Source organism: Catenulispora yoronensis, from assembly GCF_039531695.1.
GTDB lineage: Bacteria > Actinomycetota > Actinomycetes > Streptomycetales > Catenulisporaceae > Catenulispora > Catenulispora yoronensis.
Genome location: NZ_BAAAQN010000004.1, coordinates 49,328 through 72,097 on the forward strand (window position 1 = coordinate 49,328; position 22,770 = coordinate 72,097).

Consider the following 22,770-nt stretch of genomic DNA (forward strand, 5'->3'; position numbering starts at 1 on the left):
ACCCCTCCGCCGAGTTTCTTCCGTGCGTTATGTGGTGAGGCGATGCTGCCCTGTTATTGGAGCGATGGCCCCTGGCGAATCCGGGTGATGTGTTGAAAGTCTGGGGCGTGTTGAAAGTCGGCAAGATCAACGGCGGGAGTGGGTGGGGCGGGGAGAGCCGTTTCAGGACTATGTGTTCCTAGTCAGGCAGATCCACTAACGTCCGCGCCCATCGCCGAACCCCCGACTCCGGCGCGGATTCGCAGAACTCGCGGAACAGTTCCCGGCTCTCGTGCCGCAGAATGCCGCCCACCACGAGCGGGGCTCCGTACCCGGGTAAGTCGTTGTTGCCCGGATCCCAGGTCTGGGCGATCCGGGCGGCGCCGTCCGCGGGTGACTCCAGCCCGTAGTAGACCTCTGCGACTCCCAGTGACATCACCGCGCCCAGGCACATGACGCACGGCTCCAGGTTCACCGCCATTCGCAGCGGGTGCGCCCGGCGCTCCCAGCGCAGCAGTTCGTCGGCCTGCACCAGGGCCGCCAGGTCGGCGTGGGCCAGCATCCGCCGCTGGGCCCGGTCCTGCGTGAAGGCGCGTCCGACGACCTCCTCGCCCATCATCACCACCGCGCCGATCGGCAGTTCGCCAGCGTTCAGGCCCTCGCGGGCGACCTCCAGGGCGGCCGCCACCATCTCCTCGGGTGTCATTCGGGCACGGTAACGGGCCCGTCGCCGGGTGCCTCGCGGTGTCTCAGCACCCGGCGACGGGCTGTCCGAAGCGGTTGGCGGTTACTGGTTGTGCGGTACGGTCACCGTCGCCGAGCAGGTCGCGCTGTTTCCCGCCTGGTCAGTGCCCTGATAGGTGAGCGTGTAGATCCGGCCGGAGCCCGGGCCCAGCCGGTCGGCCCGCAGCGCGCCGGTGGTGGACGCGGTCCCCGGGGTGAAGCCCTGGACGTCGGAGGGGTCCAGCGGCTCGTTCGCCGTCACCGACTTCAGCGTGAAGCCGGCCGGGCCGGAGAAGGCGTCGTCGACGGTCACGGTGGCGGTCACCGGGACCAGCTTCTTGTTCGGTGGCCAGATCGTCGTCGGAGTGACGCTGCACGTCACCGTCGGTGGCGCCGAGTCCAGCTCCAGCGCGGCGGCGTAGTTCGAGCCGTCGGTGGCGCCGGTGTTGTGCGCGGGCGAGTTGTCGGTCGCCCCGCACACCACGATGTGCTGGCCGTCACCGGTGACGCTGAGCGTGCGGCTGGCCTTGCCGGAGGCGTCGACGCTCAACGGGCCCTCGGTCAGGCCGCCGAGCCCGTCGGAGCAGTCGATCGCGGTCACCCCCGACGGGTCGCTCGCCGTCACCGTTCCGGTCACCGGGGTCTGCGAGGCGTTGAAGACGCCCTGCTGGGAGCCCGGCGCGGTCGGGAAGGACAAGTCGACCTTGGGCGGACTGGTGTCGCCGCCGGGCGGAGTGCTGGTGATCTGGGTGATCGCGGCGACCAGCGCGCCGCCGACGCCGCCGGGCGCGTTGCTGCTGAAGGTCTGGCCCCCGGTGCCGGTGGCCAGGTTGGTCAGGAAGCTGGTGGCCGAGGAGTCGAAGCCGACCAGGATCGGGTAGACCGAGGCCGGGTCGACGGCGTTCGCGGCGGCGATCACCGACGCCGACGACAGGCCGCTGTGCGCCTCGGGGTCGTGGCCGGGCGCGTCGCCCATGGCGACGATGGCCTTCGTGACGCCGGGCCGCCAGGGGAAGTTCACGGCCGTCTGCACGCCGGAGAGCACGTCCTCCGGGATGTCGCAGCCGCCGCCGACCTTGCCCGGCAGCGTGCCCAGGGCGTTGACGATGTCGGCGCGCTTGGTGGCGAAGCCCAGGTCCGTCACCGCGTCATAGTCCGGCGGGCAGCCGGGGATCTCGGAGTCGACGTCCTTGTAGTCGACCAGGCCGATCCGGAAGTCGGCCAGGCGCGCCGGCGTGCCCTTGCCGGACAGGTCGTCCAGGATGGTGTTCGCCGCCGAGACCGTGGCGTTGATGTAAGGGCTCATACTGCCGGTGGTGTCGATCGCGAAGACCAGGTCCACCTTGGGCACGTCCTGGCAGATCGCCAGGATCATCCGGTTGCCGAGGTCGGCGCCGTAGCGGGAGATGATCGCGTTCTTGAAGTCCGACCACTGCCGGCGGGTCTCGGCGACGGCGCCGGACACCGCGGCCTGCTCGTTGGAGCCGACCCTGCCGCGGACGGTCTTGGGGTCGGTCGCGGTGCCCGAGACCGGGTCGATCAGCGCCTCGTCCTTGTTCATGCACGCGTGGGTGATCCGGGTCGCGCCCGGGCACTTGTCGCTGAAGATGCCGGCGTAGTAGCCGGTGGTCAGGTCGGTCGGGACCGCCGGCGTGGAGGTCCCGGCCAGGTCCAGGATCGGCGACGGGCCCGGCAGGCCCAGCCCCGGCGGGTTGGAGATGCTGATCGGCTTGCTCGGGTCCGACTGGTCGGCCCAGTTGCTGTGCGAGTAGAAGTCCTGCGCGCCGTGCAGCGCGCGGCCCAGGCCCTCGATCGCGTTGCACTTGGCCCGCCCGGAGAACCCGCCGCCGAACGTGCAGTCCGAGGTCAGGTCCACCTGGTCGCCGCGCAGGTCGCCGTTGGTGTCGAACAGCCCTGCCGCGCCGTCCACCCCCTGGCCGAACCGCTGGCGCAGGTGGTTCACGCACGCCATCAGGTTCGCGGTCGCCGTGGCGCGCGACTGCGGATACCCGGCCACGTTCAGGTAGTCGGCGTTGTCGCAGTGCGCCGTCGGATCGTTGAACTCGTCCAGGTCCGGCGACCCGACCGCGCCGAACGTCCCGGAGTGCCCGGCCAGCTGGTCCATCGAGCGCGGCTCGAAGCAGTCCCCGGTGGACTTCACCCCCGGCGCGCACGCCAGTGCCGCCCGCGTGATCCGCTCATGCTCGGAGCGCTGCCCCAGGCCGTTGATGGTGCCGAACGCCTGCGCGGCGGACGGTTTCACCGCCTGCGCGGCCAGCGTTCCGCCCAGCGCCAGCGCGATCACCGACAGCGCGGCGACCAGCCGTCGGCGCCGGGGTGGGACCCCGGCGGATCTGTACTGTTCCGTTGCGCCCATGGATCCTCCTGATGACGTCCCCGGGAGTTTCCCGGGGCTCGTCCGACGTCATCCTGGTGACGGCGAGGGACAATGGCTATATGGGAGAACACTGAGTTACAGAGCGTGATCGCCGCTGGCGGACCACCCCGCGAACCGGGTTCCGCCATGGCCTATCGTCGAAAGTCGTGGATGTGTACGAAGCCGTCGACACCCGCCGCTCGGTGCGGGCATTCAGCGACAGACCAGTACCGCGCGAGGCTCTGGACCGGGTGCTCGCCGCCGCCGCCCGGACGCCGTCCAGCGGGAATGTGCAGCCGTGGCGGTTGTACGTGGTCAGCGGGGAGCCGTTGGCCGAGGTGAAGCGGCGCGCGACGCTGCGCGCCCGGGCCGGTGATCCCGGCGACGAGCGGGAATATCCGATGTATCCGGAGGAGATGGGCGCGCCGTACAGCGAGCGGATGGCGGCCGCGGCGGCGCAGCGCTATCGGGCGCTGGTGATCGAGCGGGACGATCCGCTGCGGCCGCGGAAGATCGGCGTGTTGAACTCGGGCGCGTTCGGGGCCCCGGTGGTGCTGTTCTGCTACGTGGACCGCGTGATGGGTCCCGGGCAGTGGGCTGACGCGGGGATGTATTTGCAGACGGTCATGCTGCTGCTGCGCGCCGAGGGACTGCACAGTTGCCCGCAAGTGATGTGGACCATGTATCGCAAGACCGTGAGCGAGATCGTCGGCGCCGACGACGGACTCGTGCTGGTGTGCGGGGTCGCGGTCGGGTACGAGCGGCCGGACGTGCCGGCGTTGCGGACCGGGCGGGCCGAGGTGGGGGAGACGGTCCGCTTCGTGGACGCGCTGCCGGCGAGTGCGCTGCCGGCGCCGAGCCCGCAATCACCGAGCCCGCAAATACCAAGCCCGCAAATACCAAGCCCGCAGTCACCGAGTCCGCAGTCACCAAGCCCGCAGTTACCAAGCCCGCTTCCGTCGGCGACCGCGGCTCCGCCGGCCGCCCTACCGCACGACCACGACCGGGCACGCCGCGTGGTGGATCACCTGCCGGCCGACCGAGCCCAGGACGAGGCCTGAGAAGCCGCCGCGGCCGCGGGAGCCGAGGACCACGAGGTCGGCGTCCTTCGCGGCGTCGATGAGGACGCGGGAGGGGGACCCGTGGACGAGTTCGATCCTCGTCGCGGGGTCCGCCGGGTCCCCGCCGGCCTCGGCGACCGCCGCGGCGAGTTCGCTGAGGGCGGCCTGTTCCAGCGAGGGGACGGCGGGGAGCGGGTCGTCATCGTCGTCCTGCCCGGCCTTGGCGAAGGGGATCTCCCAGGCCGAGACCACGTGCAGGCCGGTGCCGCGGAGCTCGGCCTCGGCGACGGCCCAGCGCAGGGCGGCTCGGGAGGAGGGGGAGTCATCGACTCCGACGACGATGCCGCTCATGGTGGGCCTTTCGGTGGCTCCGTCCGGTCCGGTCCGTCCGGTCCGTCCATGATCGCCCGCGGGCCGGAGTCGCTCAATCGGGGAGGGGTGCTGGTGTGAAGGATTTAGATAACAGGCCTCATGATTCCGACAGGGATTCCGACAGGTCCGCCTCCGGCGTCACCCCGAACTCTGGTCGAAGCGCAGCCGCGACGTGATCCGGTACCGGTCGCTGCGGTACACCGACTGCGTGAACTCGACCGTGCGGCCGAGCACGTCGGCGGTGGTGCGCTCGATGCGTAGCAGCGGGAAGTAGACCGGGATGTCGAGCAGTTCGGCCTCGTGGGGGTTGGCGACGGCGGGTTCGAGGGTCTGGATCGCGTCGCTGACGGCCACGCCGTAGCGCTCGCGCAGCAGGTGGTAGAAGTTGCCTGATTCCAGGTCGGTCATGCTCAGGCCGGGGACCAGGTTCTGCGGCAGCTCCAGGCGTTCGATGGCGATCGGTTCGGCGTCGACCAGGCGGACCCGGGTGACGTGCAGGATGGTGTCCTCGGACGGCACCGCGAACCGGGCGGCGCGCACGGCGCCGGCCTGGCGGGTGCGCAGGGCGACGACGCGGCTGGTCCAGGCGCCCTCGGCGGGCGGGACGCCGAGCGGGCTGGAGGCGTCGGCCGACAGCTGCTGGGTGACCTTCCGGGGGCTGGTGAACGTGCCGCGGCCGGGGCGGCGGACCAGGTGGCCCTCGGCGACCAGGTCCTCGATGGCGGCGCGGACCGTGGGGCGCGAGACGTCGAGCCGGGCGGCGAGTTCGCGCTCGGAGACGATCGCCGTGCCGGCCTCCGCGCCGTCGGCGAACTGCAAGAGGTGGGCCCGGACCAGGTCGCGCTTGGCGGTGGCGCGGCGGTCGGGAAGACCCGCCTGCCGCGCCGGGTCCGTCAACGGTGATGTCGAAGTCGATGTCGAAGTCGACGAGGAGTCGATCATCGGACCGGGAGGTCGGTACCGGCCGGGCCGCCGGAATCGCCGGAATCGCCGGAGCCGCCAGAACCTCCCGAGCCGCCCCGCTCGTCCGAGCCGCCCCGCTCGTCCGACCCGCCCCGCTCGTCCGACCCGCCCCGCTCGTCCGACCCGCCCGTCACCGACACCCCGTCGTCCCATCCCTCCGGCCGCGTCTCCGGCAGCGCCCCGACGGCCGCCAGCCGTCGCAGGTGGTGCCGCAGCCGGCGGGTGAACTCCTCCGGGTCGCGCCGCTCGTCGCTCCACGCACCCTCCGCCAGCGCGCACAGCCGTGGGTAGATCAGGTGTCGCACCACCTCGGGCGTCGGCGCGCACTCCGTCCACAGCTGCGCCTGCGTCCCGAGCACTCCCGGCCCGCCGGAGCCGTCGTCCAGGGCCGCCGCGCCGACGCCGCGCTGGCCGAGCGGCAGCGGGTCGAAGGCGTAGGCGTCGGCGAGCGTCAGCACCCGGTCGTCCGGGGACGGCGGCTCGGCGGGGTGCAGGGTCTGGCGGTAGTCCAGGTAGGTCTGCTCGTGCGGCGACATCAGTACCTGATGGCCGCGCGCGATCGCCTCCGCCGCGTGCTCCGGCTTGAGCCACGCCGTGGCCACGATCGACGGGTCGAGCGCGTCGTTGCCGACCCCGTCGTTCCAGCACACCGCGCGGCGGCCGTGCTCGCCCAGGAAGGAGTGCATCTGCTGGAGGAACCAGCCCAGCAGCTGCGAGATGTCGGACAACCCGAGCTCCGCGGCGCGCTGCCGGGCCACCGGGCTGGCGGCCCACTGCGCGGTGCGGCACTCGTCGCCGCCGATGTGGATGTTCCGCGACGGGAAGATCGTCATGACCTCGGACAGCACCTGCCGTCCGAAGTCGAGCGCCGCGTCGTGCACGCCGAGGATGTCCTCGCTGATGCCCCAGGACGTCCACACCGGCAGCCGGACGTCCGGCCGGTTCCCCAGCTCGGGGTAGGCGGCCAGGGCCGCCCGGGTGTGGCTGGGCATGCCGATCTCCGGGACGATCGTCACGCCGCGCGAGGCGGCGTACCGCACCAGCTCGGTCAGCTCCGCGCGGGTGTAGTGGCCGCTGTGCGGGACGCCGTCGAAGACCGTGGAGCCGGCGCGGCCGACCATCGACTCGGACCGGGTGGCGCCGATCTCGGTGAGCAGCGGCAGGCCGTCGATCTCGATCCGCCAGCCCTGGTCGTCGGTGAGGTGCAGATGCAGGATGTTGAGCTTGTGGAGCGCGAGCTCGTCGACGAGCCGGTGCAGGAACCCGATCGGCATGAAGTGCCGCACGGTGTCCAGCATCATGCCGCGCCAGGCCAGGCGGGGCGCGTCGCGGACCCGGCAGGCCGGCCAGCGCCAGCGGTCCGAAGCGGCGGTCGCGGGGTCCAGCGCCTCCGGGGGCAGCAGCTGCCGCAGGGTCTGCACGCCGTTGAACAGCCCGGCCTCGGCCGGCGCGGCCAGGGTCACCTGGTCCGGCTCGATCAGCAGGTCGTAGCCGTGCGGGTGGTCGTGGGCGGCGGGGTCCAGGCGCAGCAGGATCGGCGGGCCGACGGCGCTGCGGGTCCGGCCGGCGCCGAGGTACTCGGCCAGCAGGTCGGCGGCGCGCTGGGTGCCGGGGCCGGCCAGCAGGGTCAGCGCCGGTCCCAGGACGAACTCTCCCGGCAGCGCGGTGTGCTCGGCGGGGCGGGGGATTATCACAAGGAGCCTTTCTGTCAGCCCTTGACGGCGCCGGCGGTCATCCCGGCGGTCAGCTTGGTCTGCGCGATCATGAAGAAGGCGACGGCGGGCAGCGCGAACAGCGTGGAGCCGGCGATCAGGCCGGCGTAGTCGGTGCCGGTGTTGGTGGAGAAGGTGGCCAGCCAGACCGGCAGCGTGTAGTGCGCGTCGTCCTTCATCATCACGTAGGCGTACACGTAGTCGTTCCAGGCGGTGATGAACGCGAAGATCGAGGTGGCGATGATGCCGGGGGCCAGCAGCGGCAGCAGCACGTGCCGGATCACCTGCGCCGGGCTCGCCCCGTCCAGGCGCGCGGCCTCCTCCAGCTCCACCGGCACGCCCTGGGCGAAGCCGCGCAGGATCCAGATGGTCAGCGGCACCACGAACGCGGTGTAGGTGAGCCCCAGCGAGAGCAGGTTGTTCAGCAGGTGCATGCTTTTCATGGTCAGGAACAGCGGGATCACCAGCGCCGGCGCCGGGATCATCTGGATCGCCAGGATCGTCACCAGGATCGCCCGCCGGCCCAGGAACCGGAACCGGGCCAGCGCCAGCGCGGCCAGGAAGCCGACGGTGGTGGCCACCACCACGACGGTCAGCGTGACCGCCAGGCTGTTGACGACGTAGGAGCCGAAGTGCGGCTTCTTCACGGCGTCGGCGAAGTTCGCCAGCGTCAGCGGGAACGGCAGGAAGTGCGGGGTGGAGGTCAGGATGTCGTGCTGCGGCTTGAAGGCCGTGGTCACCATCCAGTAGACGGGGAACGCCCACACGACGGCGAACAGCGTGGCCGCGGCGTTCAGCAGCGTCCGCGAACGGCGCGAGGTCCTCATGCTTCCTCCCCGGAGAGAACGAGCCGGCGTACCGACCAGCCGGCCAGCACCGCCAGCAGCACCACCGAGAACACCGCGATCGCGGCGCCCTGGCCGTAGGACTGGGAGGCGAAGGCCTTGGTGAACGACCAGATGGCGATGGTGGTGGTGCCGCCGTCCGGACCGCCCTTGGTCAGGATCCAGATCTGGTTGAAGACGTTGAAGTCCCAGATCACCGACATCACGGTGACCAGCGTCAGCACCGGCCGCAGGAACGGCAGCGTGACGGTCCGCACCCGCCGCCAGTAGCCGGCGCCGTCGAGCGCGGCGGCCTCGTAGTAGTCGCCGGGGATCTGGGTCAGCCCGGCGTACAGGGTCAGGGCGACGAAGGGCACGGAGACCCACACCACCAGCAGCCACACCACGACGAACCCGGAGATCGGGTGCGCCAGGAAGTCGTGCTGCCGGTAGTCGCCGAACACCCGCAGCTGGGTCAGCAGCCAGTTGACGACGCCGTAGGTGGGCTGGAACAGCCACTGCCACACCAGCGTGGAGGCCACCGTCGGCATGGCCCAGGCGCCGAGCAGCGCCAGCATCATCGCCGAGCGCAGCCGGCCGCCGACCGCGACCATCATCAGCGCCGCGCCGAGCCCGATCAGCACCGTGCCGGCGACCAGCGTCGCGGCGAACAGCACGGTCCGGACCAGGATCGGCACCAGCTGCCCGTCGTGCAGGATCGTGGTGTAGTTGGCGGCGCCGACCGAGGTGGTTCTGCCGGTGATCAGGGTCCGCAGGCCGAAGCCCTGGGTGGAGATGACCCCGAGCCGGATCAGCGGGTAGCCGACGACCAGGCCCAGGATGAGCAGGGCCGGGACCAGCAGGACGTAGGGCTGGGCGCTGCGGCGCCGGCGCGGGCCGGCCGGCGCGCCGCCCGGGCCCGGGGCGGGGCCGGCGTGCCGGGGCGGCGCCGTCCCGCGGCGCCTGGGCGCGGAGGTGGACATGGCGTTCACGTGCGGGTTCCTTCCTGGATCGAGGCCGGGCCCGACGCCCGGTCAGTCCTGGTCGCGGATCGGATCGCGAGTCACGGTTCGTGATTCGCGGTTCGCGGTTCGCGGACGCGGGACTGGCGGCGCGTGCGGGCCCGGCGCGGGGGGAGCGGACCGGGGCCTCAGCCCACGGAGGCGTTCAGCGCCTGGTCCAGGTGGCTGTCCAGGGACTTGGCGGCGTCGGCCGGGGACTTGCGCCCGGTGGCGATGTCGGCGAAGAAGTCGTCGATCGACTTGTCCGACTCCACGGTGGCCCAGCCGGCCACGGCCGGGGTCGGCACCGAGGTCTTGGCGGCCGCGAAGAACGCCTGCGAGGTGGGCGGCAGCGAGCTGATGGTCTGGTCGATGACCTCGGTGGAGGCCGGGATCCAGTGGTCGATGCCGACGATCGCCGCGGCCTGCACGGCCGGGTCGGTGGCGGCCTTCAGATAGGCCAGGGCCAGCGCCTGGTTCTTGCTCTTGGTCGCGATCCCCAGGTCCGAGCCGCCCAGGAACACCGGCTGGGTCTTGCCGTCGGTGGCGCTGGGCATCGGGAAGGTCCCGATCTGGTCCTTCAGCGAGGCGTCGACCTTCACGATGGGGTTGATGCTGGTGTTCAGGATCGTGGCGGTCTTGCCCTGCGCGAACAGCGTGTTGAAGTCCGGCGCGGTGGTCTCCACGTCCCGGGAGGCCGGCGAGGAGTACTTGCCGACGAAGTCCTTCCAGGCCGCCAGGCCCTTCTGCGCCTCGGGCGTGGCCAGCGAACCGGACCACTTGCCGCCGGAGGAGGTGGCCAGCTGGCCGCCGGCGTCCCAGACGAACTGCAGCGCGCCGTGCCAGTACTTGCCCGGGAAGTAGAACGCCGAGAAGTCCGGCGCGGTGTTCTTCGCCTTGATCGCGTCCAGGTCCGCGGTCAGCTGCGCGAACGTGGTCGGCGGCGTGGTGATGCCGGCGTCGGCCCAGATCTTCTTGTTGTAGACGACCGCGCGGTTGCCGGCGAACAGCGGCGCGCCGAAGCTCTTGCCGTCGACGGTGGCCGGGCCCTCCAGGCCGGGCAGCCAGTGCTGGGAGCCCTGCAGCTCCGGCAGCGCCGAGGTGATGTCCGACAGGCCGCCGCTGGCGGCGAACAGCGGGACGTCGGTGTTGCCGATCTCCAGCACGTCCGGCGGGTTGTCCTGGGCCAGCGCGGTGGCGACCTTGGTGTTGATCCCGTCCCACTGCTGGATCTGGACCTTCACCTGTGCGCCGGTCAGCGCGGTGAACTTGTCGTTGATGGCCTTCACGGCGGCGTCGGACAGGTCGCCGTCCATGTACCAGACGGTCAGGGTCTTCCCGGTACCGGAGCCCGCGCCGGCGATCGCCGCGGTCGGGGCGCCGGCCGCGGCGCTGGTGGCGCCGGCGGTGCCGGTGCCGGTGCCCGAGCTGGCGCTGCTGGAACAGGCCGCGGCGCCGAACGCGAGCACGATGCCCGCGGCCAGCCCGGCTGAGGTGCGTATGCGCATGCTGATCCTCGTCTTCGAGCGGATTCGAGAGTGGTCCCGGGACCCCCCGGGGGTGCTGCTGAACAGTCCGCACAACCCGGGCGGACGACCGGCGCCGATCGGCGTGACCCGGACTCTCGCACTTTCCCATTGGTAATGTCAATGGTCGCTCGAAAACTGACCAGAGGTCAGCGATGCGACGTGGTGGTGGGCCTTGTGGTCGGGATTGAACTGCCACTTGACAGACCAGTGGCTCGTTCGCATTCTGAACGCCAGCGCTCCACAAAGTTACCTATGGTCAACAAGGAGTTCCCACCATGAGCCACCCTCTCCCCACTCCCGCGGCGTCGCCGGCTCCCACTCCGGCCCCCGCCCGTAGGCGCTCGATCGCCGCGCTCGCCGCCGCGAGCCTGGCCGGCGCCTGCGGTCTGACCGCGGCGGCGTTCTCCGCCACCGCGCACGCCACCGGGGCCCCGGCCTCGCTGGCGTACCACGTCGGATCCAGCGGCTCGGACATGATCGAGCCCTGGTTCACGGTCACCAACACCGGCGGCGCCGCGCTGAGCCTGTCCACGGTGAAGATCCGCTACTACTTCACCGCCGACTCGGTGTCCTCCTACCAGTTCGCCTGTGAGTGGGCGCAGGTCGGCTGCGGCAACATCACCGGAACCGTCGGGACCCTGGCCTCGCCGACCGCGACCGCCGACCACTACCTGGAGGTCGGCTTCACCGGCGGGACGCTGGCCCCCGGCGCCTCGACCGGCGACCTGCAGCTGCGGCTGAACGCCGCCGGCTGGGCCTCGGTGAACCAGCGGAACGACTACTCGTTCAACGCCGCGCAGACCGCGTACGGCCCCTCCAGCACCATCACGCTCGCGGTGAACGGCGCGATCGTCTCCGGCACGGCGCCCGGCGGGAACCCCACCTCGCCGTCGACCAGCCCGTCGAGCTCGCCGAGCACCTCCCCGTCGTCCTCGCCGAGCACCGGCGGCGGCGGCTCGCCCTCCGGCGTGCTGTTCGACGACTTCTCCTACACCGGCCCGTCCGACCCGAACCTGAACGCGCACGGCTGGGCCATCCGCACCGGCTCCGGCGGGCCCGGGGTGCAGAACACCTGGACCGCCGACACCTTCACCTTCCCGGCCGACTCCACGGCCAAGGGCGGGCACGTGATGAACCTGAAGGCCTCCACCGACGGCACCACCGCCGGCACCAAGCAGGCCGAGATCGACACCACGGCGCAGAAGTTCTTCGAGGGCACCTACGCCGCGCGGGTCTACTTCAACGACGCCCCGACCACCGGCGCCAACGGCGACCACGTCAACGAGACCTTCTACACCATCACCCCGGACAACTCCCTCTACAGCGAGAACGACTTCGAGTACCTGCCCAACGGCGGCTGGGGCGGCCCGGCGAACTCGATGTACACCACCACCTGGTACAGCGCCGACGCGATGGACCGGGTCACCAACGACGCCATCGGCAGCCTCCAGGGCTGGCACACCCTGGTCGCCACCGTCTACGGCGGCACCGTCACCTACTACATCGACGGCAAGCAGGTGTTCTCCAGCACCGGCAAGTACTACCCGCGCCAGCCGATGACCATCGACTTCAACGAGTGGTTTATCGACCTGCCCTTCAACGGCGCCCGCACCTGGGACGAGAAGGTGAACTGGGTCTACTTCGCCAAGGGCGTCGCGCAGTCGCCGGCCGCGGTGCAGTCCGCGGTCGACGGCTACTACAGCGGCGGCACGCACTTCAAGGACACCGTCCCGGCCAGCTGATCCCGTCCCCCCGATCGGCAGGTCCGGCCCCGGCGCCCCTGACCCGGGGCCGGACCGGCCGATCCATCCGGCCCGGACCACCCGTCCGGAACCGCCCTGACCGGCGGCGCGGCCCGCCCTGAGACCGGGCCGCCCCGCCTTCGTGCTTGCTTCCCTGGCCCTTCGGCCCATCGGACCTGGCAGAATCATCCGATGTGACAGGCAGCCAGACGCGCCCGGGCCGCAAACCGGCCACGGCCAAACGAGACCGGGTGCGAGACCATGTGCTGCAACTGATCGACGCCGCGGCCCCCGGCACCGGACTGGACTCCGAGCGCGACATGGCCGCGGCCCTGGGCGTGTCCCGCCCGACGGTCCGCGCGGCGCTGCAGGAACTGGTCGACTCCGGGCACCTGGTGCGGCACCAGGGCCGCGGCACGTTCACCAACCCGCGCAAGATCGACCAGGCGCTCACCGGCGACCCGGCCACCGGCTTGGCCGCCCCCTCCGCCGAGGGCGTCTGGACCAGCCAGGTGGTCTCCTTCAAGACCTCCGCGGCCGGCGCCTCCCGCGCGACCCGCTTCGGCCTGTCCGCCAACGAGCTGATCCTGCGGGTGATCCGGGTGCGGGTCGTCGAGGAGGAGCCGATGGCCATCGAGCGCATCGACGTCCCGGCCGCGCTGGTGCCCGGACTGCGTCCGGCCGACATGGAGTCGGGCAACTTCTACCACTTGCTGCGCGACCGTCACGGCATCGCCGTGAGCGAGGCCGTGCAGACGATGGAGCCCACCGTCGCCAACCCCGAGCAGGCAGAACTGCTCGACGTGGACGTGTACGCGCCGTTGCTCCTGATCGAACGGACGACGAAGGATTCGGCGGGCCGTGTCGTCGAGTTCGCACAGTCCGTATACCGCGGCGACAGATATCGGATCACTACACGTCTGCGCTTGGACGACGCCTCCGGTTGATCACCGACTCCTGCTATATGACAGACGTATGAGATTCGTCGTCTACGGAGCAGGCGCCATCGGAGCGTTCGTCGCGGGCCGGCTGCACCGCGCGGGGGTTCCCGTCACCCTTGTCGCCCGGGGTGAGAACCTCGCCCGGATCCGCACCTACGGGCTGGTGCTCAAGACCCCGGCCGGCGAGGAGCGGATCGGGGTCGAGGCGATCGGCCCGGACGAGCTGGAGAAGCTGGACGCCGGCCCCGACACCATGGTGCTGCTGGCCGTGAAGTCGCAGGACACGCTGGAGGCGCTCCAGAAGATCCGGCGCGCGCTGCCGGAGCCCACGGCCGTGGCCTGTCTGCAGAACGGCGTGGAGAACGAGCGGGTCGCCTCCCGCTTCTTCCCCGCGGTCTACGGCGTCAGCGTCATCTGCCCCAACGTCCATCTGGAACCCGGCGTGGTCAGCGGCTACTCCCACCCGGTGATCGGGATCCTGGACGCCGGCCGCCACACCGGCGGCACCATCACCGAGCTGCGGGCCCTGATATCCGGGTTCGTCAAAGCCGGGTTCGCCAGCGAGACCGTCGGGGACATCAGGGCCGTGAAGTACGGCAAGCTGCTGAGCAACCTCGGCAACGTCGTCGAGGCGCTGTGCGGCCCGGCGGCCCTGGACGGGCCGATCACCGAGATCGCCCGGCGCGAGGGCCGGGCCTGCCTGGTGGCCGCCGGCATCGCGGTCGACGAGCGGCCCGACCGCGGCCTGATCCTCACGCCGTCGGTCGTCGACGGCCGCCCGCGGCCCGCCGGGTCGACGTGGCAGAGCGTGCAGCGCGGGCTGGACAGCACCGAGACGGACTTCCTCAACGGGGAGATCTGTGTGCTCGGCCGGGCCCACGACATCCCCACGCCGATGAACGCGCTGCTCCAGCGCCTGATCCGGGAGCTGCACGGCGACCGGGGTCGGATCGGGTCGTTCTCGGAGGCGGATGTGCTTGCGCTGGCGGGGGTGCGGGTGCCGACTGGGGTGCGGGCGCCGGCGGGCGGGCGCGCGGACCGAGATTGACAACCTTGATTGCCAATCCAGATTGAGCAATCTAGATTGGCAATATGGACCCCCGCGGCATGGAGGATCTCTCCACCTCCCTCTTCAGCGCGATCACGATGATGGTCCGCCGGATGCGCCAGAACCCGGCCCCCGGCGAACTGACCCTCCCGGAGCGCTCGGCCCTGGGCCGGCTGGACCGCGCCGGTCCGAGCACCGCGGCGGACCTGGCCCGGATCGAGCAGATCACGCCGCAGGCGATGGGCATCACGCTCGGCGTCCTGGAGGGCAAGGGCCTGGTCGAGCGCCGCCGCGACGAGCAGGACCGGCGCCGGTCGGTGACCTCGCTGACCGACGCCGGGCGCGAGACGCTGCGCCTCAAGCGCAGCGCCCGGGCCCGGCTGATCGCCGACGCGCTGTCCGACGGCTTCACGGCCGAGGAGCTGCGCGCCCTGGCCGCCGCCGCCCCGCTCATACAGCGGCTCGCGGAGAAGATCTGATGGCCGCGGTCGCCACCGCCGCGGCCCCGGCCGCCGACCAGCGCTACCAGTGAGTGGCGCTGACCAACACCACCGCCGCGATGTTCATGTCGGCGCTGGACGGCTCGATCGTGCTGATCGCGCTGCCGCCGATCTTCCGGGGCATCCACCTGGACCCGCTGGCCCCCGGCAACATCGTCTACCTGCTGTGGATGATCATGGGCTACCGCCTGGTCCAGGCAGTGTTCGTGGTCACCCTGGGCCGGCTCGGGGACATGTACGGCCGGGTCCGCACCTACAACGCCGGCTTCATGGTGTTCACCATCGCCTCGGTGCTGTTGTCCTTCGACCCGTTCGTCGGTACGCACGGCGCGATGTGGCTGATCGGCTGGCGCCTGCTCCAGGCGGTCGGCGGCTCGATGCTGACCGCCAACTCCGCCGCCATCCTCACCGACGCCTTCCCGCCGGACCGGCGCGGCTTCGCGCTGGGCATCAACCAGGTCGCGGCTCTGGCCGGGATGTTCATCGGCTTGGTGGCCGGGGGTCTGCTGTCGGCGTGGGACTGGCGCGCGGTGTTCTGGGTCAACGTGCCGGTCGGCGTGTTCGGCACCTACTGGGCGTACCGGCGGCTGCGCGAGACCACGAGCGCTACTGGGGGCCGGATCGACTGGTGGGGCAACGTCACCTTCGCCTTGGGTCTGGGCGGTGTGCTGATCGGCGTCACGCAGGGCTTGCAGCCCTATAAGAACCACGCGATGGGCTGGACGAACCCGACGGTGGTCGTGCTGCTCGGCGGGGGCGTGGTGATGCTGCTCGCGTTCTGGCGGATCGAGCGGCGCAGTGCCGAGCCGATGTTCGACCTGTCGCTGTTCAAGATCCGTGACTTCACGGTTGGCAACGCTTCGGCGCTCGCGGTCTCGGTGGCGCGCGGCGGGTTGCAGTTCGTCCTCATCATCTGGTTGCAGGGCATTTGGCTGCCGCTGCACGGCTACGACTACGAGGACACCCCGTTGTGGGCCGGCATCTTCTTGTTGCCGTTGACGATCGGCTTCCTGATATCCGGCCCGGTGTCCGGCTACCTGTCCGACCGCTTCGGGTCCCGCGGTCTGGCGACAGCGGGCACCGCGGTCTTCGGGGCCAGCTTCGTCGGCCTGATCCTGCTCCCGGTCGACTTCCCCTATTGGGCCTTCGCCGCGCTGATCGCCGCCAACGGGATAGGCAGCGGCATGTTCGCCGCCCCGAACTCCTCGTCCATCATGAGCAGCGTGCCGGCCAGCCGCCGAGGCGCGGCTTCGGGGATGCGTGCGACGTTCCAGAACTCGGGTACGGCGGTCTCGATCGGCGTGTTCTTCTCGCTGATGATTGCCGGACTGGCTGGCAGCCTTCCGCACACGCTCAGCAGCGGCTTGCAGGCGCAGGGCGTGTCGGCGCAGGCCGCGGCGCAGGTGGCGCAGCTGCCGCCGGTGTCGTCGCTGTTCGCGGCGGTGCTGGGGGTGAACCCGGTGGAGCACCTGCTGTCCTCCGGCGGGGTTCTCAATACGCTCACGCCGAGTGCCAATGCGACTCTGACCGGCCGGGAGTTCTTCCCGAGCCTGCTGTCCGGGCCCTTCCATCAGGGTCTGGTCGTGGTGTTCTCGGTCGCGACTGCTTTGGCGGTGCTGGCCACTGTGCTGTGTCTGCGGCGGGGGAAGGGGACGCCGGAGCGGGAGGCGTGAGGGTGTGCGGGCTCGAGGGCGTGAGGGCGTGCGGGCTTGAGGCTCTGATGGCCGCTGATGGTTGGTGATGGTTGGTGATGGCGGTGGCCCCGATCTTCGTGATCGGGGCCACCGCCGTCGGTTCCGTGCGCAGCCTTGTGCGGGCGCTAGTCCACCAGCTCCAGCACCGTCCCGGCCCCGACCGTCCGGCCGCCCTCGCGGATGGCGAACCCGAGGCCGGGCTCCATCGCCACGCCGTGGCCGAGCTCGACCGTCAGCGTGACCCGGTCGCCGGGCAGCGCGACCTGGCCGCCGGCCAGCTCCACCGCGCCGACCACGTCCGTGGTGCGGAAGTGGAACTGCGGGCGGTACCCGGCGCCGAAGCCGGTGTGGCGGCCGCCCTCGGCGGCCGACAGCACGTACACCTCGGCGCGGAACCGGCGGTGCGGCCGGATGCTGCGCGGGGCGGCCAGGACCTGGCCGCGGCGGATCTGCTCGCGGCGCACGCCGCGCAGCAGCAGCGCCGCGTTGTCGCCGGCCTGCGCGGTGTCCATCGTGCGGCCGAAGGTCTCGATGCCGGTGACGACCGCGGTGAACGCCTCGCCGTGGCCGCTGACCTCGATCTGCGACCCCAGCGCGAGCGTGCCGCGCTCGACCGCGCCGGTGACGACGGTGCCGCGCCCGGTGATGGTCAGCACGTTCTCCACCGGCATCAGGAACGGCGACTCCAGGTCCCGGACCGGGTCCGGGATCGCGGTGTCGACGGCCGCCAGCAGGTCCAGGATCCGCTGCGTCCACACCGGGTCGCCCTCCAGCGCCCGCAGCCCGGACACGCGGACCACCGCGGCGGTCTCGCCCGGGAAGCCCTGCGCCGTCAGCAGCTCCCTGATCTCCAGCTCCACCAGGTCCAGCAGCTCCTCGTCCTGGACCAGGTCGGCCTTGTTGAGCGCGACGACCACGTGCGGCACCCCGACCTGCCGCGCCAGCAGGATGTGCTCCCGCGTCTGCGGCATCGCGCCGTCCTGCGCCGAGACGACCAGGATCGCGCCGTCCACCTGCGCGGCGCCGGTGATCATGTTCTTGACGTAGTCGGCGTGGCCGGGCATGTCGACGTGCGCGTAGTGCCGGTGCTCGGTCTCGTACTCGACGTGCGCGATGTTGATGGTGATGCCGCGGCTGACCTCCTCCGGAGCCCGGTCGATGCGGTCGAAGGCGACGTAGCGGTTGCTGCCGCCCCACCGCTCGGCCAGCACCTTGGTGATGGCGGCGGTCAGCGTGGTCTTGCCGTGGTCGACGTGGCCCATCGTGCCGATGTTGAGGTGCGGCTTGGTGCGGGCGAACTGCTGCTTGTACATGGTGGGTCGATCCCCTGGTACTGGACGAGGTCGGCTGGCGTCGACGACCCGAGCGCACCTGTCAGCCACCAGGCGCGGGCCGGAGAACCGGAAGCGGGGCCACCCTCCCCGGTCGGTTCCCGCCGCGGGCGGGGAGGGTCAGCTTCGGACGCCGTCGAATGCTGCGAATGCTGCGAATGCGGCGAAGGGGAGTGCTGCGAGTGCTGCGAACGAGGCAGCGGCAGCGGGCGCCGCGACGACGGCAGTCGGCACCGGCAGGGCGAAGCCTGCGGGTGTCGGCGCGAAGGTCGTCGGGCTCATGCGGCAATGATGAAGGCGGAGGGCCGACATTGCATAAGGGTTTTTGATCAGGGACGGAAACCTGCGATGTCGCCGTCACGGCTGATCTGATAGGCAGACCGTATGAGGGTTCTGATTGCCGAGGACGAGCGCTTCCTGGCGGATCTCGTGGCCGAGGGGCTGCGCGGCCACGCGATGGCGGTGGACGTCGCGTACGACGGCGCCTCGGCGGGGGAGCGGTTGGCGCTCACCGAGTACGACGTCCTGGTGCTGGACCGTGATCTGCCGGAGGTCCACGGCGACGAGATCTGCCGGGAGCTCGTGCGTTCGGGTGCCCGGACCAGGATCCTGATGCTGACGGCCGCCGCGGCGGTCCCGGACCGGGCGACGGGTCTGGGGTTGGGCGCGGACGACTACCTGCCCAAGCCGTTCGACTTCAGCGAACTGGTGGCGCGGGTGCAGGCGCTGGCCCGGCGCAGCAGGGCGGCGGTGCCGCCGGTTCTGGTGCGGGCGGGGGTCGAGCTGGACACGCATCGGCGGCAGGCGAGCCGGGACGGACGGCATCTGGCGCTGTCGGCGAAGGAGTACGCGGTGCTTGAGGCGCTGATGCGGGCTGAAGGGGCGCCGGTGAGTGCCGAGTCGCTGTTGGAGCAGGCCTGGGATGAGAATGCTGATCCGTTCACGACCGTGGTCCGGGTGACGGTGAGCCGGCTTCGGGCGAAGCTCGGCGAGCCGCAGTGCATTGCGACGGTGCCGGGCGTCGGGTATCGGCTGTGACGCGGGGCGGCGGTTGGGTGTCGATGACCGCTCGGACTCGCCTGGCTGCCGGCTACGCGCCCGGACCCGGCCCGGCCTGCTCAGCCCTTGCGGCCCACCGCCGCGTAGGTGATCTGCTGCCGGTTCGCCGGCACCGGACCGTCCGGACGCCACTCGGCGAGCAGGACCAGGCCCGGGTCGACGAGCTCGACGCCGGTCAGCAGCCCCATCACCTCGTCGGCGGTCCGGACCCGGCACGGCATCGACGAGGCCTGATAGGCGGCCTGCACGGCGCCGCCGACCTCGGGTGCGAAGTCCGGTGTCCCGTGGCTGGCCGCCAGGTAGGAGCTGTCGGGAAGGGCGTCCAGCAGGGTGCGGATCAGGTGCTCGGGGTGGTCGTGGTCCGGCATGAAGTGCAGGATGCCGATGAGCAGCACCGCGACCGGCTGGTCGAAGTCGATGACGCTGCGCAGCGTCGAGTCGGCGAGCAGTGACTGCGGGTCGCGGGCGTCGGCGTGGATGAAGACCGTGCGGCCGTGGTCCTGGTCCGCCATCAGGACCCTGGCATGCGCGAGCACGATGGGGTCGTTGTCCACGTAGGCCACGCGCGCGTCGGCCGCTATGGCCTGCGCCACCTCGTGGGTGTTCTCCTGGGTCGGCAGGCCTGTTCCGATGTCGATGAACTGACGGATTCCGGCCCGGGTCAGGAACCGGACGGCTCGGCGCAGGAACTCCCGCTGCTCGCGGCAGGTGTCGCGCATGCCCGGGTTCCCCTTGAGGATCCGGGCCGCGGCCTCGCGGTCGGCGGGGAAGTTGTCCTTGCCGCCGAGGAAGTAGTCGTACACCCGAGCGATGTGCGCGGTCGAGGTGTCGATGACAGTAGGCGGCGTACTCGCCTGACGCAGAACCCTCTCGGACACGCACACCTCCACCCTCGGCAGCCGCACCCGCACGGCGGCTCAGCGGGGATCAGACTACTGCCCCGGATGGGGCTGTCTTGTTCATTCGATACGAATCGTTGCGGGCAAGGGATGGGAGAGGGGGGTCGCCAAGATCGACGGACGGTCAAGGACCAGATCAAGCTCTGGAGGGGGAGGCGGCGGGCAGCGATGAGGAAGGGTGTCGCTGCCCGCCGTCGGTAACGATCAGGGTGTTGGTCGGGGTGGGTGGGTGGTTCGGGACCATGGTTGTTCGGAACGTCTGAACTGGATCGAGGGGGACGGTGGTCGCGGGCTGCTTGCTATCGCGATCCGGCGCTCGCTATCCGGGGGACGTGAGTCGTGAGTCGTGAATTGCTAGCCGCTAGCCGGTGGCCGGGGGATGAGAGTCGGTGGTCGGTGGCCGGTGGCACCGCGTCGTCATCGTTCGGAGTGCCCGAGCTGGACGTCGTGGCGGCTGTCCGCTCTGCCGTCGACCCGCACCGCTCGCGCCACCGGCGGATACCCGCTCGCGATCAGCGTGTACTCCCCGGCCGCCAGATCGGCGAACGCGTATTCGCCGTCGAGGCCGCTGTCCGCTGTCGCGACGACATTCCCGGCGCCGTCCATCAGCATCACGCGTGCGTCGGCCAGCGGCGATTCGCCGGTCCCGGCGCGTACCGTCCCCACCAGCCGTGCCGCAGGCGTCAGCTCGACGATGGTGCGTGCGGTGCCGTGGCCGTCGATGGTCACCGCCAGCGCGGCCGGTCGATGGCCAGGGGCGTCCACCGCCAGCGTGAGGCGTCCGAGGGGCAGGTCGCGGAACGCGTAGCCGCCGTCGTCAGCGGTGCGGCGGCTGGCGATCAGGTCGCCGGCCGGGTCGGTGAGCATCAGCGTGGCGCCGGCCAGCGGGCCGCCGTCGGCGGAGCGGACCACCACCGCGAGGCGCCCGCGCTCCGCCAACACGATGTCGTGGCTGACGCTGCGCTCGCGGACGCTGATGGTGGAGGCCTCCGGCTCGCGTCCGTCGGCGGCCACGATCAGCACGTAGCTTCCCACGCGCGGCAGGCCGAGCTGGTAGTTGCCGTCCTCGATGCTGCGGGAGCGGCCGACCTGGTGGCCCTGCGGCGACACGGCGGTGATCACGGTGTGGGGCAGCGGGGTGCCGTCGCGGTCGCGGACGCGGCCGTGGATGAAGACGCCGTCGCCGTTGTAGGGCGGTGGGGGTGGTGGGGTTTGTAATGTCTGCGAGGTCTGCGAGATCTGCGAGGTCTGCATTGTCGGCAGGGTCGGCGGGACGCGATGGCCCTGGCCTTGATGGACCAGGCCCAGGCCCACCGGGACCAGGCTGGCCTCTGACATGTCCTGCTGAGCCTGGTCGTAGAACGGCACCGGGCCTTGGTGGGGGAGCGAGGTGTCGACCCCGAAGGTCTCGGCTTCCTCGGTGCGCTGGATACGGGCATGTGCGGGCACGGATGTGTTTGCGGCTGTGGACGTGGATGCGGATGTGGAGCCGGGGGTTGACGCGGGCTGGGGAGTCGAGGGTGTCCTGACCTGGAAGCTGATCAGGACGAACGCGACCACCGCTGCCGCGACCAACAGCCCGGCCGCCCACCAGAAGGCGGTGAGGAAGCCGTGCAGCATCGCCTGGGTGTTCGCATGCGCGGTGGCCTGAGCGCTGCTTGCTGGGCTGTGATGATTCTTCGCATACGTGCGGGTCGAGCTCAGAGCCAGAGTGCTGAGCAACGCCGTGCCGATGGCCCCGCCGACCTGCTGCGACGTGTTGACCATCGCGGAGGCGACGCCTGCATCGCGCGGATCGACACCGCCGGTGGCCACGTTCATCGCGGGCATGAAGGCGCAGCCCATGCCCAGACCCAGCGCGATGGTGCCGGGCAGGACCCACTTGTAATAGGGGCCGTCGGTGGTGATCCGCGTCAATGCCACCATTCCTGCGGCGCCGACGAGGAAGCCGGGCGGCATCAGATAGCGGGGTCGTACTCTCAGCATCAGGCGGGCACTGATCTGCGTGGCGCCGATCAGCATGCCGCCGACCATCGGTAGGAACGCGGCTCCGCTGCGGATGGGCGACATGCCTCGTACGGATTGCAGATAGTAGGTCAGGAAGAGGAACGCCCCGAACATGCCGATGATGGCCAGGCCCAACGAGAGATAGGCGCCGCCGCGATCGCGGTTCCACACCACGCGGAGAGGGAGTAAGGGCGCTTTCGACAGTGCCTCAACGACGACGAACAGAATCAGCGCCACACCGGCGGCGATCAGCAAGCTGATGGTGGTGCGAGAGCTCCAACCGTCCGCCTCGGCCCGGGACAAGCCGTAGACGAGGCTGGCCAGACCGCCACTGACCAGTCCGATGCCGAGGAAGTCCAGGCGTGCTTGGTTCGGCTGGCGGGCCGGTTCGCGGACGGTCGCCGCCGCCCCGGTCGCGGCCGTGATCGCGAAGAAGACGTTGACCAGCAGCGTCCACCGCCAGCTCAGGTACTCCGTCAGCAGCCCGCCCAGCATCAACCCCACAGCCGCCCCGCCGCCGGCGATCGATCCCCAGATGCCGAACGCCTTGGCGCGCTCGGCGGGTGCCGTGAACATGACTGTCACCAGCGACAGCGCGGACGGTGCAAGCAGCGCCCCGAAGCACCCCTGCAAGGCCCGCGCCCCGAGCAGCATCCCGGTATCGGCCGAGGCCGCTCCCAGCGCCGAGGCCAGCGCGAAGCCGATCACCCCGACCTGGAACGCCGGCTTGCGGCCCAGCCGGTCCGCCAGGCGTCCGCCGAAGAGGAGCAGCGCGCCGAAGGGGAGCGCGTAGGCGGTGACCACCCACTGCCGGCTGGCGTCGGAGAAGCCGAGGTCGTGCTGGGCGGAGGGGAGGGCGATGTTCACGATGGTGCCGTCGAGGACCACCATCAACTGAGCGAGGCCGACGAAGGCCAGCGCCTTCCAGCGACGGGGGTCTAGTGGAGCGAGTGGAGATGGCGATGCCGAGGAGGACATAGGGGAGCGCACCTTAAATGACCGAGCTGC

Annotated in this window: 18 protein-coding genes and 2 pseudogenes; 7 read left to right on the plus strand and 13 right to left on the minus strand. The window is 70.9% G+C overall.

Annotated features, from left to right (window positions below; genetic code table 11):
- Nucleotides 1-178: 178 nt before the first annotated feature.
- The gene (locus ABD481_RS04315) at nt 179-685 is read right to left on the minus strand and encodes a nucleoside deaminase (protein ID WP_344664188.1); all 507 of its coding nucleotides are present in this window, start codon (nt 683-685) and stop codon (nt 179-181) included.
- A gap of 81 nt (nt 686-766) precedes the next feature.
- Nucleotides 767-3,079: a hypothetical protein gene (locus ABD481_RS04320; protein ID WP_344664189.1), complete on the minus strand. Its 2,313-nt coding sequence runs from the start codon at nt 3,077-3,079 to the stop codon at nt 767-769.
- Between the two features lie 167 nt (nt 3,080-3,246).
- On the opposite strand from ABD481_RS04320, the pseudogene ABD481_RS04325 reads away from it, so the two are divergent.
- Nucleotides 3,247-3,903: pseudogene (locus ABD481_RS04325) on the plus strand (nitroreductase); the annotation flags it as partial.
- 162 nt (nt 3,904-4,065) lie between these two features.
- On the opposite strand, the gene ABD481_RS04330 reads toward ABD481_RS04325, so the two are convergent.
- The 6 genes from ABD481_RS04330 to ABD481_RS04355 form a co-directional block, all read right to left on the minus strand.
- Nucleotides 4,066-4,491: a universal stress protein gene (locus ABD481_RS04330; RefSeq protein ID WP_344664190.1), complete on the minus strand. Its 426-nt coding sequence runs from the start codon at nt 4,489-4,491 to the stop codon at nt 4,066-4,068.
- A gap of 159 nt (nt 4,492-4,650) precedes the next feature.
- Complete coding sequence (locus tag ABD481_RS04335; RefSeq protein ID WP_344664191.1) at nt 4,651-5,409, minus strand: GntR family transcriptional regulator; 759 nt, start codon at nt 5,407-5,409, stop codon at nt 4,651-4,653.
- Nucleotides 5,410-5,450: 41 nt separating this feature from the next.
- Complete coding sequence (locus ABD481_RS04340) at nt 5,451-7,169, minus strand: beta-N-acetylhexosaminidase (protein ID WP_344664192.1); 1,719 nt, start codon at nt 7,167-7,169, stop codon at nt 5,451-5,453.
- Nucleotides 7,170-7,183: 14 nt separating this feature from the next.
- Nucleotides 7,184-8,014, minus strand: coding sequence for a carbohydrate ABC transporter permease (locus ABD481_RS04345; RefSeq protein WP_344664193.1), 831 nt, complete (start codon nt 8,012-8,014; stop codon nt 7,184-7,186).
- Nucleotides 8,011-8,994 (minus strand): carbohydrate ABC transporter permease, encoded by a 984-nt coding sequence (locus ABD481_RS04350; RefSeq protein WP_344664384.1) that lies wholly within the window; start codon nt 8,992-8,994, stop codon nt 8,011-8,013. Before ABD481_RS04350 ends, ABD481_RS04345 begins: the two co-directional genes overlap by 4 nt.
- Before the next feature lie 167 nt (nt 8,995-9,161).
- A complete protein-coding gene (locus ABD481_RS04355; protein ID WP_344664194.1) occupies nt 9,162-10,520 on the minus strand; it encodes an extracellular solute-binding protein in 1,359 nt (452 codons plus the stop codon).
- Between the two features lie 296 nt (nt 10,521-10,816).
- Between ABD481_RS04355 and ABD481_RS04360 the strand changes: the two genes are divergently transcribed.
- The 5 genes from ABD481_RS04360 to ABD481_RS04380 all read left to right on the plus strand — a co-directional run bounded on the left by ABD481_RS04360 (nt 10,817) and on the right by ABD481_RS04380 (nt 16,445).
- Nucleotides 10,817-12,283 (plus strand): cellulose binding domain-containing protein, encoded by a 1,467-nt coding sequence (locus ABD481_RS04360; RefSeq protein WP_344664195.1) that lies wholly within the window; start codon nt 10,817-10,819, stop codon nt 12,281-12,283.
- 251 nt (nt 12,284-12,534) lie between these two features.
- Nucleotides 12,535-13,230 carry a GntR family transcriptional regulator gene (locus ABD481_RS04365; protein ID WP_344664196.1) on the plus strand — a complete coding sequence of 232 codons (696 nt, stop codon included), beginning with the start codon at nt 12,535-12,537 and terminating at the stop codon, nt 13,228-13,230.
- Nucleotides 13,231-13,258: 28 nt separating this feature from the next.
- The gene (locus tag ABD481_RS04370; protein WP_344664197.1) at nt 13,259-14,272 is read left to right on the plus strand and encodes a ketopantoate reductase family protein; all 1,014 of its coding nucleotides are present in this window, start codon (nt 13,259-13,261) and stop codon (nt 14,270-14,272) included.
- Between the two features lie 44 nt (nt 14,273-14,316).
- Nucleotides 14,317-14,751 carry a MarR family winged helix-turn-helix transcriptional regulator gene (locus tag ABD481_RS04375; protein ID WP_344664198.1) on the plus strand — a complete coding sequence of 145 codons (435 nt, stop codon included), beginning with the start codon at nt 14,317-14,319 and terminating at the stop codon, nt 14,749-14,751.
- 53 nt (nt 14,752-14,804) lie between these two features.
- Nucleotides 14,805-16,445, plus strand: a complete 1,641-nt coding sequence (locus tag ABD481_RS04380) for an MFS transporter (RefSeq protein ID WP_344664199.1) — start codon at nt 14,805-14,807, stop codon at nt 16,443-16,445.
- A gap of 146 nt (nt 16,446-16,591) precedes the next feature.
- Here the strand turns inward: ABD481_RS04380 and tuf are convergent, their stop codons facing one another.
- Nucleotides 16,592-17,779: an elongation factor Tu gene (gene tuf, locus ABD481_RS04385; protein ID WP_344664200.1), complete on the minus strand. Its 1,188-nt coding sequence runs from the start codon at nt 17,777-17,779 to the stop codon at nt 16,592-16,594.
- Between the two features lie 138 nt (nt 17,780-17,917).
- Nucleotides 17,918-18,079, minus strand: coding sequence for a hypothetical protein (locus ABD481_RS04390; RefSeq protein WP_344664201.1), 162 nt, complete (start codon nt 18,077-18,079; stop codon nt 17,918-17,920).
- A 102-nt stretch (nt 18,080-18,181) separates the two neighbouring features.
- On the opposite strand from ABD481_RS04390, the gene ABD481_RS04395 reads away from it, so the two are divergent.
- Entirely contained in the window at nt 18,182-18,835 is a 654-nt protein-coding gene (locus ABD481_RS04395; protein ID WP_344664202.1) for a response regulator transcription factor, read from the plus strand.
- A gap of 80 nt (nt 18,836-18,915) precedes the next feature.
- Here the strand turns inward: ABD481_RS04395 and ABD481_RS04400 are convergent, their stop codons facing one another.
- From ABD481_RS04400 to ABD481_RS04410, 3 genes and pseudogenes are all read right to left on the minus strand, one after another.
- On the minus strand, nt 18,916-19,734 hold the full coding sequence (locus ABD481_RS04400) for an SAM-dependent methyltransferase (protein WP_344664203.1): 819 nt from the start codon (nt 19,732-19,734) through the stop codon (nt 18,916-18,918).
- Nucleotides 19,735-20,172: 438 nt separating this feature from the next.
- On the minus strand, nt 20,173-21,093 hold the full coding sequence (locus ABD481_RS04405; RefSeq protein WP_344664385.1) for an MSCRAMM family protein: 921 nt from the start codon (nt 21,091-21,093) through the stop codon (nt 20,173-20,175).
- A gap of 99 nt (nt 21,094-21,192) precedes the next feature.
- Nucleotides 21,193-22,740: pseudogene (locus tag ABD481_RS04410) on the minus strand (MFS transporter); the annotation flags it as partial.
- Nucleotides 22,741-22,770 lie beyond the last annotated feature (30 nt).

Coding starts and splice junctions, on each gene's coding strand:
- ABD481_RS04315 (WP_344664188.1), bottom strand. CDS start 685: ATGACACCCGAGGAGATGGTGGCGGCCGCCCTGGAGGTCGCCCGCGAG.
- ABD481_RS04320 (WP_344664189.1), bottom strand. CDS start 3,079: ATGGGCGCAACGGAACAGTACAGATCCGCCGGGGTCCCACCCCGGCGC.
- ABD481_RS04330 (WP_344664190.1), bottom strand. CDS start 4,491: ATGAGCGGCATCGTCGTCGGAGTCGATGACTCCCCCTCCTCCCGAGCC.
- ABD481_RS04345 (WP_344664193.1), bottom strand. CDS start 8,014: ATGAGGACCTCGCGCCGTTCGCGGACGCTGCTGAACGCCGCGGCCACG.
- ABD481_RS04350 (WP_344664384.1), bottom strand. CDS start 8,994: ATGTCCACCTCCGCGCCCAGGCGCCGCGGGACGGCGCCGCCCCGGCAC.
- ABD481_RS04355 (WP_344664194.1), bottom strand. CDS start 10,520: ATGCGCATACGCACCTCAGCCGGGCTGGCCGCGGGCATCGTGCTCGCG.
- ABD481_RS04360 (WP_344664195.1), top strand. CDS start 10,817: ATGAGCCACCCTCTCCCCACTCCCGCGGCGTCGCCGGCTCCCACTCCG.
- ABD481_RS04370 (WP_344664197.1), top strand. CDS start 13,259: ATGAGATTCGTCGTCTACGGAGCAGGCGCCATCGGAGCGTTCGTCGCG.
- ABD481_RS04375 (WP_344664198.1), top strand. CDS start 14,317: ATGGACCCCCGCGGCATGGAGGATCTCTCCACCTCCCTCTTCAGCGCG.
- tuf (WP_344664200.1), bottom strand. CDS start 17,779: ATGTACAAGCAGCAGTTCGCCCGCACCAAGCCGCACCTCAACATCGGC.
- ABD481_RS04390 (WP_344664201.1), bottom strand. CDS start 18,079: ATGAGCCCGACGACCTTCGCGCCGACACCCGCAGGCTTCGCCCTGCCG.
- ABD481_RS04395 (WP_344664202.1), top strand. CDS start 18,182: ATGAGGGTTCTGATTGCCGAGGACGAGCGCTTCCTGGCGGATCTCGTG.
- ABD481_RS04405 (WP_344664385.1), bottom strand. CDS start 21,093: ATGTCAGAGGCCAGCCTGGTCCCGGTGGGCCTGGGCCTGGTCCATCAA.